At 64.8% G+C, this 16,264-nt stretch carries 15 protein-coding genes; 5 read left to right on the top strand and 10 right to left on the bottom strand.

From position 1 onward, the window contains the following. Positions 1–17 precede the first annotated feature (17 nt). The 7 genes from QA649_RS18255 to murI form a co-directional block, all read right to left on the bottom strand. Positions 18–1,085, bottom strand: a complete 1,068-nt coding sequence (locus tag QA649_RS18255; protein ID WP_283026049.1) for a threonine aldolase family protein — start codon at positions 1,083–1,085, stop codon at positions 18–20. Then, positions 1,085–1,252 (bottom strand): hypothetical protein, encoded by a 168-nt coding sequence (locus QA649_RS18260; protein ID WP_283025396.1) that lies wholly within the window; start codon positions 1,250–1,252, stop codon positions 1,085–1,087. Before QA649_RS18260 ends, QA649_RS18255 begins: the two co-directional genes overlap by 1 nt. Positions 1,253–1,366: 114 nt before the next feature. Continuing rightward, a complete protein-coding gene (rpsD, locus tag QA649_RS18265) occupies positions 1,367–1,984 on the bottom strand; it encodes a 30S ribosomal protein S4 (RefSeq protein ID WP_283025397.1) in 618 nt (205 codons plus the stop codon). A 300-nt stretch (positions 1,985–2,284) separates the two neighbouring features. After that, entirely contained in the window at positions 2,285–3,052 is a 768-nt protein-coding gene (locus QA649_RS18270) for an acyltransferase (protein WP_283025398.1), read from the bottom strand. A 105-nt stretch (positions 3,053–3,157) separates the two neighbouring features. Then, complete coding sequence (locus tag QA649_RS18275) at positions 3,158–3,541, bottom strand: cupin domain-containing protein (RefSeq protein WP_283025399.1); 384 nt, start codon at positions 3,539–3,541, stop codon at positions 3,158–3,160. Positions 3,542–3,611: 70 nt separating this feature from the next. Then, positions 3,612–4,385 (bottom strand): aldolase/citrate lyase family protein, encoded by a 774-nt coding sequence (locus QA649_RS18280; RefSeq protein ID WP_283025400.1) that lies wholly within the window; start codon positions 4,383–4,385, stop codon positions 3,612–3,614. 61 nt (positions 4,386–4,446) lie between these two features. Then, positions 4,447–5,235, bottom strand: coding sequence for a glutamate racemase (gene murI, locus QA649_RS18285; protein WP_283025401.1), 789 nt, complete (start codon positions 5,233–5,235; stop codon positions 4,447–4,449). A gap of 173 nt (positions 5,236–5,408) precedes the next feature. Here murI and QA649_RS18290 point away from each other — a divergent pair, with 173 nt between their 5' ends. Next, positions 5,409–5,960 carry a cytochrome b gene (locus tag QA649_RS18290; protein WP_283025402.1) on the top strand — a complete coding sequence of 184 codons (552 nt, stop codon included), beginning with the start codon at positions 5,409–5,411 and terminating at the stop codon, positions 5,958–5,960. Between the two features lie 201 nt (positions 5,961–6,161). Continuing rightward, positions 6,162–6,803, top strand: a complete 642-nt coding sequence (locus QA649_RS18295) for a glutathione S-transferase (protein WP_283025403.1) — start codon at positions 6,162–6,164, stop codon at positions 6,801–6,803. Between the two features lie 7 nt (positions 6,804–6,810). Here QA649_RS18295 and QA649_RS18300 read toward each other — a convergent pair whose 3' ends face one another. Next, positions 6,811–7,617 carry a cyclic nucleotide-binding domain-containing protein gene (locus QA649_RS18300; RefSeq protein WP_283025404.1) on the bottom strand — a complete coding sequence of 269 codons (807 nt, stop codon included), beginning with the start codon at positions 7,615–7,617 and terminating at the stop codon, positions 6,811–6,813. A 263-nt stretch (positions 7,618–7,880) separates the two neighbouring features. Then, complete coding sequence (locus QA649_RS18305) at positions 7,881–8,963, bottom strand: preprotein translocase subunit SecD (protein WP_283025405.1); 1,083 nt, start codon at positions 8,961–8,963, stop codon at positions 7,881–7,883. 243 nt (positions 8,964–9,206) lie between these two features. Between QA649_RS18305 and QA649_RS18310 the strand changes: the two genes are divergently transcribed. After that, positions 9,207–11,114 carry an acyl-CoA synthetase gene (locus QA649_RS18310; RefSeq protein ID WP_283025406.1) on the top strand — a complete coding sequence of 636 codons (1,908 nt, stop codon included), beginning with the start codon at positions 9,207–9,209 and terminating at the stop codon, positions 11,112–11,114. Positions 11,115–11,191: 77 nt separating this feature from the next. Then, positions 11,192–12,517: a hypothetical protein gene (locus tag QA649_RS18315; protein ID WP_283025407.1), complete on the top strand. Its 1,326-nt coding sequence runs from the start codon at positions 11,192–11,194 to the stop codon at positions 12,515–12,517. Positions 12,518–12,659: 142 nt separating this feature from the next. On the opposite strand, the gene QA649_RS18320 is transcribed toward QA649_RS18315, so the two are convergent. After that, positions 12,660–14,027: an extracellular solute-binding protein gene (locus QA649_RS18320; RefSeq protein ID WP_283025408.1), complete on the bottom strand. Its 1,368-nt coding sequence runs from the start codon at positions 14,025–14,027 to the stop codon at positions 12,660–12,662. Between the two features lie 208 nt (positions 14,028–14,235). Here QA649_RS18320 and QA649_RS18330 point away from each other — a divergent pair, with 208 nt between their 5' ends. Next, a complete protein-coding gene (locus tag QA649_RS18330; protein ID WP_349254070.1) occupies positions 14,236–16,089 on the top strand; it encodes an ATP-binding protein in 1,854 nt (617 codons plus the stop codon). The last annotated feature ends 175 nt before the right edge of the window (positions 16,090–16,264 follow it).

A 16,264-nucleotide genomic window follows, 5' to 3' on the forward strand; every position in this document is an offset into this window, starting at 1 on the left:
GGCTACTGGACTGGGCTTTACGCCCCGCGCACGATCTCGCGGACGTATCCGATCGTCTCCTCGACCTGGGCCGCATTGACGTCGAGATGGGTGCAGGCGCGGATGCGGCCGTCCATCATCGCGAGCGTCACGCCGCGCTGGCGCAGTGCCGCGACCATCTTGTCGCCGGGAATGCCGGCGCCGTCGGGCTTGAAGAACACCAGATTGGTCTCGGGCTCCTGCACCTCGATGCCGGAGATCTGCGACAGCCCGCGCGCGAGTGCGCGCGCATTGGCGTGGTCGTCGGCGAGGCGCTCGACGTGATGGTCGAGCGCGTAGATGCAGGCAGCGGCGCAGATGCCGGCCTGCCGCATCGAGCCGCCGAGGCGCTGCTTCCATTGCCACACCGCATCGATGAAGGCGCGCGAGCCCGCAAGCACGCCACCGATCGGCGCGCCCAGGCCCTTGGAGAAATCGATCCAGGCCGAATCCCAGCCCGCCGTCATGTCACGCGGGGAGATGCCGCTGGCGACGGTGGCATTGAGGAGACGTGCACCGTCCATGTGGGTGACGAGGCCGTGTTGCTTCGCGATCGCGACGATCTCGTCGAGCGCGGCCTTCTTCCAGATCGTGCCGCCGCCGATATTGGCGGTCTGCTCGACGCTGACGACGGTCTGCGGCGGCTGGTAGCGCGTGCGCGGATGCAGCGCCTTGCGAAAGGTCTCCGGCGTGAACTGGCCGTCGGGACCCTTGAGCTGCGTCACCTGGAAGCCGCCGATCGCGGCATGCGCGCCGCCTTCGCGGGCGATGATGTGCGCGGTCTCGTGCGCCAAAATCTCGTCGCCGGGACGGCAATGCACCAGCGTCGCGGTGACGTTGCACATCGTGCCCGACGGCATGTAGACCGCAGCCTCCTTGCCGAGCAGATCCGCCACGCGCTCGCACAGCGCATTCACGGTCGGATCGTCGCCGACCTGCTCATCGCCGACCTCGGCCCGCGCCATCGCCTCGCGCATCCCCGCGGTCGGCTTGGTCTGCGTGTCCGAGAGCAGATTGATGCGCACCGTCGGCGCCTTGGGATCGATCGGGGGAGGGGTGTAGAGCATCACAAACCGTGTTTCTTCCACATGGCGCGAACTTCGTCGGCACTCGCTAACTCGCCGCGGGCGATTTCAGCTTCTGCCTCTCTTAAGTCGGCCTCTTCCATTGTTGTTAGCTTCAGAGGAGATCGATCATCTACCTTGTCAAAGGTCTCGTCGAGGGGACGCGTCATGATCAAGCTCCATCGCTCGCAACTGTAGCACACGAGGATCGCGAGATGGAGTGGTGGCCTCAAACGAAAAGGCCCCGGAAAACCGGGGCCTTTGAAGATCGTCCTGTCGAACTATCAGCGCGAATAGAATTCGACGACCAGATGGGGCTCCATCTGCACCGGGAACGGCACGTCGGAGAGGCCGGGGATGCGCGAGTACTTCGCGGTCATCTTGCCATGATCGACTTCGAGATAATCGGGAACGTCGCGCTCGGGAAGCTGGCTGGCTTCGAGCACATGGGCGAGCTGCTTGGAGGCTTCCTTGACCTCGATCACGTCGCCGACCTTGAGCTGGTAGCTCGAGATGTTGACCTTGCGGCCGTTCACCTTGATGTGGCCGTGGTTGATGAACTGGCGGGCGGCGAAGATCGTCGAGACGAACTTGGCGCGGTACACGACCGCGTCGAGACGGCGCTCCAGGAGGCCGATCAGGTTCTCGCCGGTGTCACCCTTGAGGCGGCTCGCCTCGACATAGATGCCGTGGAACTGCCGCTCGGAAATGTTGGCGTAGTAGCCCTTCAGCTTCTGCTTGGCGCGGAGCTGCACGCCGAAGTCGGAGAGCTTGCCCTTGCGGCGCTGGCCGTGCTGGCCGGGGCCGTATTCGCGGCGGTTCACGGGGCTCTTCGGGCGGCCCCAGATGTTCTGGCCCATACGGCGATCGATCTTGTACTTCGCCTCACTGCGCTTAGTCATCGCGTCCTCTTCGGTTGCATGGTTTGAGGAAACGCGCCCTCCTGTGTGACGGGCCAGGCCCGGCACCGACAGGTCCGATCCCCAAAGCTAGAGGGAGAGGACCACGGGTCGCGAAACGCTTCGCGGGCCGAAATCGGCCCGCGAGCAGGCGGCTTTTAGGGGAGTTTGGGGTTCGCTGTCAATTCTTTAGCCCGTCGTTCCGGGGCGATGCGCCAGCATCGAACTCCGGTGCGCAATTGCGCACCTGAGAACCTCGAGATTCCGGGTTCGGTGCTGCGCACTGCCCCGGAATGACCGTCTTTAAGTCCTGACCGCCCGGATCGGCTTTGGTCCAGCCGCCCGCAATTCGGCAGCGATTTCAGTGTTCAGGACCTGTTCCAGCCGGGTCAGGACCCGGGCGACGGGGGCCGCGTCCGTGACCCGGTGATCCCAGCGGATCACGACATGGATGGTCTGGTCGGGCTCGACCACCCCATAGCTGACGATGAAGGGGCCCGGCGTGATCGGGTGGAGCTCGCCCCCGCCATAAGCGGCCACAGAACTCACCGCGAAGCTGCCGAACCAGTTACCGCGCTGCCGGCCGAAATTGAGCCCGATCGCCCAGGACAGGCGCCGGAGCGGCAGCGGCAGGCGGGTCGCCCGCATGATCTTGCGGAACATCGGGACGTCCTCGATCGGGGCCGTCTTGGCGCGGCGGATCTCGGCGTCGACCTGGGCCAGCGGCAGGGCCTCCGGGGCTGCGATTCGCTGCGGCAGCACGCATTCCTCGCCGTCCTCGACCCTGGCAATGGCCACCGTCGCCACGCTCTTCGGCAGCTCGTAGAGGGTCGGCCGGGGCCATTTGGCGTAGACGGTGCGCAGGACCGGCTCGTCCCTGGCCACCAGGGCGAAGGCCTTGACGAACATCGCCGCCCAGCCGGCGGGCGCCAGTGCGCCGGCACGGGCCTCCAGCAGGGGACGAATATCGAGCGAACGGGAGAGCGAGACGAACGGCACGTCCATCGAGGCGCGCATGAGGTCGCAAATCAGGCGGCGCGGCAGCGAAACGGTCTTGGGTGTCCCGCGCATCGCTCTTTCGGTTCCGGCGGATGAAAAAATGGGCAGCGAACGGGCGCCCGCTCGCCGCCTGCTCTAGCACGAACCAACCCGCTTGGGGCCGGTCGGTTCGCCGCATCAGGGTGCCGGCGAGGCCAGCGGCTTGGTCTTGTCGACGACGTAAACTCCAAGCACTTTCATAGCCTTATCACCATGGGCCTTGGCGTCATGCACGACGCCGGCCGGGATCTGGTAGGAATCACCGGCTTTCAGGGTTTTCTCCGGCTGCCCGTCGATCAGGAGACTGAGCTCGCCTTCCAGGACATAGCCCGTCTCAATTCCGGGATGCGTGTGGCGTCCGGCCGAACCGCCCGCCGGAACTTCGGCGATGGCGGTGATGGTGTTGTAACCGTCCGGAAACTCGACCTTCTGAAGCGGGGTGCGCTTGATGCCAGGCTGCTGGGCGACGGCCGCAACGGCAAGGCCGGTGAAGACGAGAGCGAGCAAAGTCTTTTTGAGCATGATTTTCCTCCCTTGAAACGGCCGACCCTAGCAGCGCCGCAGTTCCCGGCAAGGCTCGATAGCCCAAGGGCTAACGTCTGATCCCCTCGAACGCGGCCATGATGCCGCGCTGGAACAGCGACCAGTCGAAACCGAGCGCGATGGCGCGGTAGCCGCGGTCGATCAGGGCGTTGGCCTGGTCGGCGGTGCGGGCCACGCCGCCGATCGGCACGCCGCTTTTGAGGATGCCCGCCTCGGCGCGCGCGACCAGCGCAAGCAATTCCGGATCGTCCATCTGGCCGCGCTTGTTGATGGACGTCGCGAGATCGCCGGGACCGATCACGGCGACGTCGATGCCGGGTGTTGCCATGATCTCGTCGATGCGGTTGACGGCCTCGACATGCTCGATGGTGACCATGCAGATCATCTCGTCGTCGGCAGAGGCCATGTAATCAGGCATCGATTTGCCCCAGCGGAACGGCGCGTGGAAGGGACCCCAAAGCCGATCGCCGCGCGGCGGATAGCGCACGCTGCGCACCGCCTTCTCGGCATCGGCGCGATTGGTGATCATCGGGAAGTTGATGCCGAAGGCGCCGATGTCCATCGGCGCTTTCGCAAGCCACGGCTCGTTTGCAGCGATCCGCACCAGGGGCGTGCACGGCGTGCCCGTCGTCGCGGCAATCATCGCATGCGCTTCGGTGAGGCCGATCGGTCCGTGCTCGAGATCGACGATGATCCAGTCGAGCGAGCGCGCCATGATCTGCACCAGCTGCACGCTCGGGATGGTCGCGATCGCGCCGAAGGCGGGGCGCCCCTCGGTCCACAATTGGCGGAGGCGATTGAGCGGCGTTGCGGGGATCGACATGTGATGACCTGCGCGGAGATGACGACGGCAGAGCCTAGCAGCGCGCTGCTGGGGCGCAAGGTCAGGCCACAGCGCGCCCGCCGAAGAACGGCGTCAGCGTGGCACTGAGACCATGCACGCGGTTCGATGTGAAGATCATCTCGGCGGACTGTGCGAGGCCGCCGATGCGCGCACCCAGCAGGTCCGAGACGCGGCGGGCGATCGCCGGCGCCGGGTCGATCCACTCGACCGGCCAGGGCGCGAGCTTCTTCAAGCGGTCGAGCAGCAACGGATAATGTGTGCAGGCCAGCACCACGGTATCCGTGCGCGCGTCCGCTTCCTCGCCGACGAAGCAGGGCGCGAGCTCGGCGCGGATGGCGTCGTCACTGACGGAAGCGCCACTCAGCTCGGCTTCGGCGAGCGAGGCGAGCTCGGGCGAGCCGACCAGCGTCACCTCGCAGCCTTGCGCGAAATCGCGGATCAGCGCCTTGGTGTATTCGCGCTTCACCGTGCCCTTGGTGCCGAGCACCGAGACGCGGCGGGTCTTCGACAGGGCGCAGGCCGGCTTGATCGCCGGCACCGTGCCGACGAAGGGCAGGGAATAAGCGGCGCGCAGGTGCGATAGGACCAGGGTGGAGGCCGTGTTGCAGGCGATGACGACGAGGTCGGGATCATGCGTGCCGATCAGCTCCCCCATCAGCGGCACGACGCGGGCGATGATCTCGTCCTCGCTGTGGTGGCCATAGGGGAAGAAGGCGTCGTCGGCGACGTAAACGTAATGGGCGTCCGGGCGCGCGGCCACGACCTCACGGAGCACCGTGAGCCCGCCAAGGCCGGAATCGAATACCAGGATCGTCAGGGAATTGGTCACGTCGTTACCTTAAGGCGTCATGGTTACCATTCGGTTTTTGGGGCGGTTTTGCGGCGGACCCGCTTTGGGTCAGTTTGGAACGATTCAATTTCGCGATGGCCGCCTGTTCCCGCTATCAGCAGCCGTGCTGCGCTGCGGGCAGGGGCATGTCCGCAAAATTCCGGGGAGCCGACATGATCAGAAACACGAATGCCGGGTGGGGCAGCATTTCCCGCTGGCTGCACTGGATCCTGGCGCTGACGATCATCGGCATGATCGGCTTCGGCTGGTGGATGAACCACATTCCGGCGCGCCCCGACCGCTTCTTCTACCGCTCGATCCACGCCGATATCGGTTATGCGATCCTGCTGCTCACGCTGCTGCGCCTGGTCTGGCGGGTCGCCAATCCGACGCCGGCTTTGCCGGCCGACAGCCAGCCCTGGCAGAAGCTCCTCGCCCGCGTCAGCCATGGCGCGCTGTATCTTGCCGTCATCGTCGTGATCCTGCTCGGCTGGGCGCATTCCGGCGCGCACACGCCGGATTATTCGGATTTCTTCGGCCTGTTTCACGTGCCGCAATTCACCTCTCCCGACCGCGAGGTCGCGCGCGCCTATGAGGATCGCCACATCCTCTTTGCCTATGTGCTGCTGGCCCTGATCGCGGTTCATGTCATCGCCGCCATCTGGCACCACTTCATCCGCCGCGACCGCGTGGTGGCGCGGATGGTCGCGGACGAGGCGGGGTAGGGGCGCTCTCTCCACCCCGTCATTGCGAGCCAACGGGTCCGCGCAACGCGCGGCCCGATGACAGGCTCCGCGAAGCAATCCAGAATCTTTCCGCAGAGGCAGTCTGGATTGCTTCGCTGCGCTCGCAATGACGGAGTATGATGCAACGTCACGACCGACACACGCGACGCCTTCGCCCGCGTCGTCTGCCCAGGAGGCGCCATGCTCACCGTCCACCATCTCGGCAAGTCGCAGTCCGAACGCATCGTCTGGCTGTGCGAAGAGCTCGAAATCCCCTACGCGCTGAAGCACTACACCCGCGATCCCGTCACCATGCTGGCGCCGCCCGACTACAAGGCGCTGCATCCGATCGGGACCGCGCCCGTCATCACCGACGGCGATCTCGTGCTCGCCGAATCCGGCGCCATCGTCGATTACCTCATGGCGAAATACGGCAATGGCCGCCTGGCACTCCGCCCGGACGATCCTGATTTCGCGCAGTTCCTGTACTGGTTTCACTTCGCCAACGGCACGCTGCAGGCCGGCATGGGCCGGCTGATGATCCTGAACCGGCTCAAGCTCGCCGAGGACAATCCGATGCTGGCCGCGACCAGGGGGCGCGTCGACCGCGCCTTCGATCTGGTCGATGCGCGCGTTCGTGATGCCGAATATCTGGCGGGCAAGACCTTCACCACCGCCGACATCATGACGGGCTTCTCGCTCACCACGATGCGCTACTTCCAGCCTTACGATCTGTCGCGCTGCCCGAACGTGGTCAAATATCTCGGCCGCGTCAGTGCACGGGCGGCCTATCGACGCGCGATGGAGAAGGGCGATCCCGGCATGGCGCTGCTGTTGAGCTGAGCGGGGATCAGGCGATCCTGTTGGTGGTCGTCGTCCGCGCCGCGTTGAGCTGCTTCTGCAGCCGATCGATGTTTTGCAGGAGGCGCTGGCTGGTCAGCACCAGGAAGTAATAGCCGAACTGCGGGTCCTGGAAGTAGATCTCGAGCAGCCGGTCATAGGTGATCGTCAGGACCTGTCCGTCCTCGATGCACTCGATCGTTCCGGTGCGGCGGTTGTCCGGCGTCAGGAAGCCGAGCTCGCCCATCAGCGCTCCCGGCAGAATCTCGACGTTGATCTCCTTAACCAGGAATTTGCCGGTGACCGTGAGCAGCATCTCCTTGGCCGGGTCGCCCAGCTTGAACAGCGTGTCGCCGCGGCGATATTTGCGCTCGGTCATGAACGGCTTGAGCCATTCGATCGACATGTCGCCCTCGGCGGCATGGCGCGCCTTCTTGACCAGCTTGAGCATCTGCCGCAGGCGAAGAGCGTTGATCGGAAGCAGCAGCAGATAGAGCAGGAACGTCGAGACATTGGCCGAGAGCGCGCCGAACACGGCGAAGAGCGCGCAGCCGATCATGTTCGCGACGCGCAGGGGCACCATGGTCCGCATCAGGAGCGTGGCGACGAAGAAGCCGGCGCCGACCGCGGCGAACAGGTTCGCCAGCGTGATGTTCTGGACGAAGATCTCCAGCAGCCGGTTGAAGATCGCGTCGTAGGTGACGTTGTTCGGATCGAGGCCCATCTGGACCAGGATTTTCGCGATCCTGAGATTGTCCGTGGCCGCATCGAGGATGCGGTCGAGGATCGAGGAAATGTCTGCACTGCCGGACGGCATGGTACTAACCCCGCGTAAGGCCTTCAGTCCTGCTCGGTATTTGCGGCACCTATAGCCGAAATCGAATGACGTCCGCTTGAAATGAAGCCTTCGGCCGCCATGCCGCAAGAGGCAAATTTTAGCCTGATCGGGCGTTTCGGCAATTGCCCGTTGGTTGTGCGTATGACCCGTGAAGCGCCCGTGATTCGGGGGCGCGGGGTGCAGCTTTGGCGTCGTGGACGGTTTCGGGCGGCCCTGATAAGGGGAACGGGGCGGTCACCGCCTCAGGGCTTGGCGGCGGGCTGGATCACCTGCTGTTCGACCAGGGCAAGGTGACCGGGCAGCGACCCGGCGCGCAGCAACATGGCGACGCTGCTTGCTTCCTCCAGGGTGAAATTGCCTGAAATCTGGCCGGAGCCCCCGGTGATGGGCTCGCGGATCACCGGGGCGGAAATCACCTTGTCGTCGAGCACGATGGCGAAGGGCTTTCCAATGTTCTCTTCGGTGATGTGGGCGAAGCGCCGCGCGCCGCGTCCATTGAAGCGGAACGAGGCGATCGGTTCGTTCGTGCCGCTCGCCAATCCCGGACCGGCATAGCTGATGTCGTCCCCCTCGATCGCGCTGTCCTTTGCAACGAGATAGGCGCGTTTCTCCTTGAAGCCGAACAGGACTTCGGAGCCCGCTGGAGGCGTGCCGAGCTCGGCGTGCTCCGCCGGCATCGAGAGATCGACCATGCGGAAGCTGACCTTGACCTTCGTGGCGAAGATCGCGGTAACGCGCTCGGGCTCCATCATCCCCGGGACGAAGATGCGGATGCGGTCCGTGCCATCAGGCTGGGCGCTGGCGAGCTTGATGCCGGCATCCTTGAGGCGCTGCTCGATCATCGCGATGGAATCTTCGACGAGGTCGCGCAGCCCTGCGGCGGATGCGGTGTCAGTCGGCTTGAGCTTGACCTGCCCGTCGCCGCCGTCGATCACGGAGAGGGCACGCGCGGGCAACCCCTCCGCGGCCGCCGCGAGCTTGCGCTTCAGCTCTTCGCGGCCCTTGGCGTCCGCGACCTTCACCTCGACCCCACCGTCGCGGATCGCAAGACCCGAGAAAGCGATCTTGCCCTCGCGCAGGGTCTTGTAGACGTCATCGCGGAGGTCCGTGGCGGCACTCTCGCGCAAGCCATCGGCGTCCACTCTGTAAACGATGCGCGACCCGCCCAGCTTCTCCATCTTGTCGCCGATGAAGGCCGCGATCTTGGCGCGCATCTTCTCGAGCTGGCTATCCGCGGCGAGCGCGGCGCGGGGCAGGGGGACCGCCGATGCCATCGCAAACGCGACGATCACCGGTGCAATGCGATTCCGCAGGGGCGTGGTCATGATCACCTTAAGTCTTGCGGCAGGACGCTGGCAGGCGAATCTGATGCCAGTCCTTGGTCCCCCGATCGGGTGCGGAGGTTCAAATTCCGTTCGATCCGGCGGTGTCGTCGCAGCCGCCAGGCCATGGACGAGCGCCAAATCATCCCTCATTGTGGTCCCGCTCGGCCGGCCATCGGCCGGGTCTCGCCAAACCAAAATGTCAAAAGACAGGGGGCGAGGAAATCCGAGGGAGGACGAAATTCCATGGCGGGCATCCATGCGCTCGATCGGCTGATCGGCAACGACTATCCGGACTTTTTGACCGACGATGAGGTCCGGGCCTTCGAGCAGGTCCCTTACGCGGACCGCGTCGCGGCCGAGAGCACGTATGACGCCATCAAGCTTGGTGCGGCGCGCAATCCCGACGGCGCGGCGATCCAGTTCCTGCAGAATGCCGATCCGTCCGACACGCCGGTCGTGGTCACCTACCGCGACTTCATTGCGCGCGTCACGCAAGCCGCCAACATGTTTCACGCGCTCGGCGCGGAGAAGGGCGATGTCATCAGCTTCATGCTGCCGCTGGTGCCCGATGCCTTCGTGACGCTGTTCGGTGCGGAAGCGGCCGGCATCGCCAATCCCGTCAATCCGCTGCTGGAGCCGCACCAGATCGCGGAGATCCTGGAGGCTGCGGATACGAAGATCCTGGTGGCGCTCGGGCCGATGCCGGGCACCGACATCTGGCAGAAGGTCGAGCAGATCCGCCCGCAGCTAAAGCATCTCAAGGCGATCGTGCAGGTGTTCGGTGGCGGCGATCCGGACAAGGGCATCTTTGCGTTCAACGACCTGATCAAGCAGCAGCCGGCGGACCGGCTTATCAGCGGGCGCAAGATTTCGGGTGCCGACATTGCCGCCTATTTCCACACCGGCGGCACCACCGGTACGCCAAAGCTGGTGCGCCATACCCACGCCAACCAGGTCTACCAGGCCTGGGCGCTCAGCCTGCTGCTCAAATCGAAGCCCGGCTCCAATTTGCTGTTCGGCATGCCGCTGTTTCATGTCGGGGGATCGCTGACGCAGGTGCTGCTGATGCTGTCGAGCGGCGGCTCGCTGGTCGTGCTGTCGCCGAGCGGCTGGCGCAATCCGAATTCGGTGAAGAACATCTGGGGATTGGTCGAGCGCTATAAGCCCGAGGCGCTGTCGAGCGTGCCGACGGTGCTGGCTGCGACGCTTGCGGTGCCGCCAGGCAATGCGGACATCTCCAGCCTGAAATATGCCGCCGGCGGCGGATCGGCGATCCCCGTCGCGGTGGGCTCGGCGATCCAGGACAAGCTGAAGCTGCCGGTGGTCGAGGTCTACGGCATGACCGAGACCTCGAGCGTGCACACGCTCGCCTATCCGGGGCGGCCGATCCGGCTCGGCTCAGTCGGCCTTCCCATGCCTTATGCGCGCGTGCGGATCGTGCAGCTCGATGCCGACGGCCGGCTGATCCGCGATTGCGCACCGGACGAGATCGGCGTCGTCATCATGGCGGGACCCGGCGTGTTCGGCGGTTATCTCAACGACGAGCACAACAAGGGCGCCTTCGTCGACGAGGTCTGGGTCAATTCCGGCGACCTCGGGCGCCTCGATGCCGACGGCTATCTCTGGATCACCGGCCGCGCCAAGGACCTCGTGATCCGCGGCGGCCACAACATCGATCCGGCGCCGATCGAGGAGATCATGTTCCGCCATCCCGCCGTGGGCTTCGCCGCGGTGGTCGGCCAGCCCGACGCTTACGCAGGTGAACTGCCCGTGGGCTACGTGCAGCTGAAGCCGGGCGCCAGCGTTGAGCCGGGCGAATTGGAGACGTGGGTGCGGGAGCGCACGCCCGAGCGCGCCGCCGTTCCGGTACAGGTCATCCCGATCGATCCGATGCCGGTGACCGGCGTCGGCAAGGTGTTCAAGCCGCAGCTGCGCTGGGACGCCGCGCAGCGCGTGTTCACCAAGGTGCTGGCGCCGCTGACCGCGCGTGGCATCGACTGCAAAGTGAAGGTCGGTGCGCATGGCAGCCACGGCTCGATCGCCACCGTGACCCTTGCAGGCGTGCCGGCGGACCAGCGCGAAATCGTCGCCGGCGAAGTACATACGCTGCTCGCACCGTTCGTGATGCGGCACGAGGTGGTGCAGGTCTAGCTGAGGGCTCGCGACGCGAGGCTTGCATGCCTCGCGTCATGCGAGCATCATCCCTTCAAAAAAATGGGGGGAAACCGATGCCTCAAGTCTCTCGTCGCCGCCACCTTCAGCATTTGTCGGGTGTGTTCGGAGCCGCCGCGCTGTCGGGGTGGCCGAAATCCGCGTCGGCTTCAGAGCCTGACATTCCGCCGGAGGGCATCGGCAAGGGCATCCAGCACGTCTCCTACAGCGACATCGGCGGCCGGCCCGACAGCGTGCAGGTGATGTTCAACCGGCAGCACGTCTATGTCGGGCACATGTTCAGCGACGGCGTGACGATCCTGGACGCCTCCGATCCGCGTGCGCTGAAGCCGGTCAATTTCTTCACCGCGGGGCAATACACCCGCACCCATCATTTGCAGGCGGCGGAGGACCTGCTGCTGGTCGCCAACGGCGCCAACATTGTCGCGATGCAGTCCTACGACAACATGCGCGGCTATTTCGAGAACACGCTGGTCGACAGCATCACCAAGGCCAAGAAATTCCGTTCCGGCCTGTCGATCCACGACATCTCGAAACCAGGCGAGATGCGCGAGATCGCGTTCCTCGAGATGCCCGGCTTCGGCATCAACCGGCTGTGGTGGCCCGGCGGCCGCTATGCCTATGTGTCGGCGCATTTCGAAGGCTTCACCGACCACATCCTGTGCGTGGTCGATCTCAAGACCATCACGAAGCCGGAGATCGTCGCGAAATGGTGGCTGCCCGGCATGAACCGCGCGGCCGGCGAGCCGCCGACGCCCAAGGGCAAGCGCTTCGCGCTTCATCACATGATCACGGCGGGCGATCGCGGCTATGCGGCCTGGCGCGATGGCGGCTTCACCATCCACGACATCAGCGATCCCGCCAATCCAAAGCTGCTGTCCCACATCAACTGGTCGCCGCCCTTCGCCGGCGGGACGCATACACCGCTGCCGCTGCCCAAGCGACAGCTTGCGATCGTCGCGGACGAAGCCAACGCGGAGAAATGCGCCAAGGGCCTGTTCCACACCTTCGTGCTCGACGTGCGCGCGCCGGAGAATCCGGTGCCGATCGCAACGCTGCCGACCCCGCGCGAGCGTGATTTCTGCACGAACGGCACCTTTGGTCCGCATAATCTCCACGAGAACCGCCCGGGCTCGTTCCAGAGCGAGGAGACGATCTTCGCGACCTACAACAATGCCGGCGTCAGAGTGTTCGACGTCAAGGATGCTTTCGCACCGAAGGAGATCGCCTACTGGGTGCCGCCGACGCCGAAGAAGCTCATCGACCCCCGCCCGAATGTCGCCCTCGCGGCCAAGACCTGTGACGCCTACGTCCGGCCCGACGGGCTGATGTTCGTCTCCGACTGGAACGCCGGCATGCACGTGCTGCAATATCAGGGGTGAGCAACGCGTAGGGTGGGTTAGCTCTGCGGCTGCGCGAAGCGCAGTCCGCTAGTACGCCTTCGGACCGCGCTTCGCGCGGCCGCGGGCTAACCCACCCTACGAGTCCGACCTTCTCAGCCAGCATCGTCGTCTCGATCAGGCGCTACCCGCGGATCGCCGCATTGGCCTGCGCGGCCGCTCCGGTCATGGCATCCTTTGCCGATTTCTCGCCGTTGACCACTTCATTGACGCCGATCATGAACGCATCCAGGATCGGTCTCGATTGCGGATGGAAGAGGATCGCCTTGGCGCGGTCGACATCGGCATTTTGCAAATTGGTCAGCGCCGCCTCGGCGGCTTGCGGGCCGAATGCCTTCTTGAAGCCCTCGCTGGACCACGCCGACACGCGTGTCGTCGCCAGCCCTGCTGCCGCAGTCTGCAGCGATGTCGGCTTGCTTGTCGCCCAGAGCAGGAACAGGAAAGCCGCCCGCTTGTTTCGTGATTTTGAATTGATGCAGGCCTGCCAGTGCGACATGAAGGGCACGGGGGCGCGACCAGGGACATGCGGAAAGACCGCAAACTGGGCCTGCTTCGCGACGCGACTCCTGGCGGGATTGGAGATGTCGGTTGCGAAATTACTGCTGTCGATCGCGACTGCCGTCCGTCCCTGCAGGAAGTCGTCGAGCACGTGGTACCATTCATAGCTGCCGACGCCGCCAGGCCCGGCCTGGCTGAGCAGACGTCCGTACATCTCGACGGCCGCAATCGCTTCGGGGCTTGCGAAAACCGCCTTGTTGTCCTTGACCATGGCGCCGCCGTGAGAGAACACGAAGCCCATGGCCGGCGGGGAGGAATTGCCGCCGGCCTGGGCCCGCATGGCGATCCCCGACATCTCGCTGGACTTGAGCGCCTTGGCGGTCACGAGCAGCTCTTCGAACGTCTGCGGAACGGGCAGGTTCTTGGCGGCCAGCGCGTCCCCGTTGATGAACATGGTCATCGCTTCGGAGGTGATCGGTATGGCGTACCGTTCGCCGTCGGACCAAAGCGGGAAGGCCCGAGCCGTCTTGAGCAGGTCGCTCTCGTCATACCAGCCGAGATCGGTCAGCGATCGGTTGGAATAATAGCCGTTCAATGGCTCGAGCCATCCTCCCGCGATGCCCTGGCCATAGGTCGTGAACATGAAGACGTCAGGCGTCGCGCTGCCGCGGGCGAGTCTGATCGCCAAGGCGCCGAGGAACGTGGTTTCGAGTTGGAAATCGATGGTGACGTTGATGCCGGTGAGCCGGGTGAACTCCGGCAGCAGCGGCGTGATCGCATTCGACCAGGGATGGATCGCGCCCGAAAGAGAGATGGTCTGTCCCGCAAACTGCTGCCAATCGATGTTTGCGTTGGCGTACGTCGCTGCGCGATCCTCGGCGAAGCTCCAGCGTGGCAGCGCGGCCAGCGCCGGCAAGATTGCGCCCGCCGCCCCCAATCCCCTAACGAAGCTGCGACGGCTGGTCGGACTCCGACCGCTCTGTGCGTACGTCATGTTGCCTCTCCCTGCGACGGGCAATCATTCGCAACACGAGCCATACCGGTGATGTTGCGGCCTTCGCGCGACGATTGGCCAGACCGGTGTAACCTTGGAGGGCGAGAATGTCGGGTTCCACCCCACCTAACCATGCTATTATTCTATCACGCTCAGGCGTCGACACCAGAAGACGCGCTGTCACACGAGCATCGAAGACCCAAGGCCGATGTCAGTTCCTGCTCTGGTCCCGTCTTTGCGATGGCTGGCTCGTCCGCTGATCGTGGCGGTCGTGGCGCTTCTGACGCTGTTCGCTGCGACCGGCTTTCTCGGTCTGCAATATCAGCAGGAGCGGCAGGCGGCTCATGACCTGCTTGGGCATAGCCGCCAGGTGCTCGAAACACTCGATCGGTTGCGTTCGATCACCGCCGAGCTGGAGACCGAACGGCGCGGGTATCTAATGACCCTCGACCCCACCTATCTCAAAGCCTACGGCGTCTCCGACGAAGGTGTGCGGCGCGAGGCGCAGGCGCTGCTGGTGCTGGTCGCGGACGATCCGTTGCAGAGTCTGCGCGCGCAACACCTGGCGCTGACCGTTTCGGCCAAGCTGCGCGAGATCGACGAGATGGTGAAGACCGCCGGCACGTCCGGGCAGGCGGCGCTGGCGATGATCCGCAGCATGGATGAGATCCGCTCGCAGATCGACCAGATGGTGGATCACGAGCGCTTTCGGCTCGCCGACCGGGAGACGCATGCCGAAGCATTCGAGCAGCGCTGGACCTGGCTGATTGCCGGCGCCGTCGTCCTCGTCGTCGCGCTGGCGGGAGCGGCGTTGGCGCTCGCGCGGCTCGAAGCGAAACGGCGGAGACAGACGACCGAGGAGAACATTCAACTGCAGAGCGATCTTGCAGCGCGGGATATCAAGATCCGGCGCCTGTTCGACTCCAACATCATCGGGATCATCATCTGGGAGGTCGAGGGGCGCATTCTCGAGGCCAATGACGCGTTCCTGCGCATCGTCGGATACGACCGGGACGATCTCGCCTCGGGGCGCCTGCATCGATACGATCTGACGCCGCCGGAATGGCGCGACCGCGACGTAAAAACCGTGGCGGAGTTGAAGCGGGTCGGGACGGCCCAGCCGTTCGAGAAGGAGTATGTCCGGAAGGATGGAAGCCGTGTTTCCGTGCTGATTGGCGGGACGATGTTTGCACCAGGTGCGGATCAAGGGGTCGGCTTTGTCCTCGATCTGACGCCTCTCAAGCGGGCAGAGGCCGAAGCTCGCGAGCACGAGCGGCTCTACCGCGAAGCCCTGATGGAGCTCGCGCACGCAAATCGCGTCACCACGATGGGGCAGCTCACGGCTTCGATTGCCCATGAGGTCAACCAGCCGATCGCCGCGATCGTGGCGAATGCCGAGGCCGGGTTGAATTGGCTGGAAGCTCAACCGCCAAATCTGGGGCGGGTTCGACAGACGTTCGACTGGATCACCGGCGATGGCATGCGCGCCGGCGACATCATCGGCCGGATCCGGGCGCTGATAAGGAAGGCGGCGCCGCAAAAGGAGGACATGGATATCAACCAGGCGGTGCTCGAGGTCATCGCGCTGACCCGCAGCGAAGCGTTCAAGAACGGCGTTGCGGTACGAACGCAACTTGCCGAAGGCTTGCCGACCCTTCAGGCAGATCGGGTCCAACTTCAGCAAGTGGTGCTCAACCTGATTGTCAACGCGATCGAGGCGATGGCCGCGGTTGGCGAAGGGAAACGCGAGTTGCTGATCAGCACCGATCGGGATGTATCGAACGGCGTGCACGTCACCTTGCGCGATTCCGGTCCAGGACTGGATCCGAAGAATGTCGAGTGCCTGTTCGAGGCCTTCTACACCACCAAGCCGACAGGCATGGGGATGGGCCTCGCCATCTGCCGCTCGATCATCGAGGCGCATGGCGGACAGATGTGGGCCGGCGCAAACGAGCCTCGGGGCGCCGTCTTTCAGTTCACCCTGCCTCTCGCCTCGGACGAGGCTACATCCCGCATGTTGAAGGCGGACGAGCCAACGGGCCTGCGCTCTGTTGCCCGCTGACGGGGTCTGCGCAGCACGCGCCTTTCGCGATCCGGGCCCCGGTGCAACCGCAGGAGGTGAGGCGCATCTGACCTCGGCCTAGCCGGACTGTGGAGCGGCGCTTCGCCGCACGATCAACGAGCCGTCCGCGACGCCTTGTGTGACAATAGTCACATAGGGAGGATTTGGCATTCGG

It is taken from the genome of Bradyrhizobium sp. CB1717 (assembly GCF_029714325.1).
GTDB lineage: Bacteria > Pseudomonadota > Alphaproteobacteria > Rhizobiales > Xanthobacteraceae > Bradyrhizobium.

Excerpts from the sequence above, each read along its gene's own strand:
- QA649_RS18255 (WP_283026049.1), bottom strand. The coding sequence starts at position 1,085 with ATGCTCTACACCCCTCCCCCGATCGATCCCAAGGCGCCGACGGTGCGC.
- QA649_RS18260 (WP_283025396.1), bottom strand. The coding sequence starts at position 1,252 with ATGACGCGTCCCCTCGACGAGACCTTTGACAAGGTAGATGATCGATCT.
- rpsD (WP_283025397.1), bottom strand. The coding sequence starts at position 1,984 with ATGACTAAGCGCAGTGAGGCGAAGTACAAGATCGATCGCCGTATGGGC.
- QA649_RS18270 (WP_283025398.1), bottom strand. The coding sequence starts at position 3,052 with ATGCGCGGGACACCCAAGACCGTTTCGCTGCCGCGCCGCCTGATTTGC.
- QA649_RS18275 (WP_283025399.1), bottom strand. The coding sequence starts at position 3,541 with ATGCTCAAAAAGACTTTGCTCGCTCTCGTCTTCACCGGCCTTGCCGTT.
- QA649_RS18280 (WP_283025400.1), bottom strand. The coding sequence starts at position 4,385 with ATGTCGATCCCCGCAACGCCGCTCAATCGCCTCCGCCAATTGTGGACC.
- QA649_RS18290 (WP_283025402.1), top strand. The coding sequence starts at position 5,409 with ATGATCAGAAACACGAATGCCGGGTGGGGCAGCATTTCCCGCTGGCTG.
- QA649_RS18295 (WP_283025403.1), top strand. The coding sequence starts at position 6,162 with ATGCTCACCGTCCACCATCTCGGCAAGTCGCAGTCCGAACGCATCGTC.
- QA649_RS18300 (WP_283025404.1), bottom strand. The coding sequence starts at position 7,617 with ATGCCGTCCGGCAGTGCAGACATTTCCTCGATCCTCGACCGCATCCTC.
- QA649_RS18305 (WP_283025405.1), bottom strand. The coding sequence starts at position 8,963 with ATGACCACGCCCCTGCGGAATCGCATTGCACCGGTGATCGTCGCGTTT.
- QA649_RS18310 (WP_283025406.1), top strand. The coding sequence starts at position 9,207 with ATGGCGGGCATCCATGCGCTCGATCGGCTGATCGGCAACGACTATCCG.
- QA649_RS18315 (WP_283025407.1), top strand. The coding sequence starts at position 11,192 with ATGCCTCAAGTCTCTCGTCGCCGCCACCTTCAGCATTTGTCGGGTGTG.
- QA649_RS18320 (WP_283025408.1), bottom strand. The coding sequence starts at position 14,027 with ATGACGTACGCACAGAGCGGTCGGAGTCCGACCAGCCGTCGCAGCTTC.
- QA649_RS18330 (WP_349254070.1), top strand. The coding sequence starts at position 14,236 with ATGTCAGTTCCTGCTCTGGTCCCGTCTTTGCGATGGCTGGCTCGTCCG.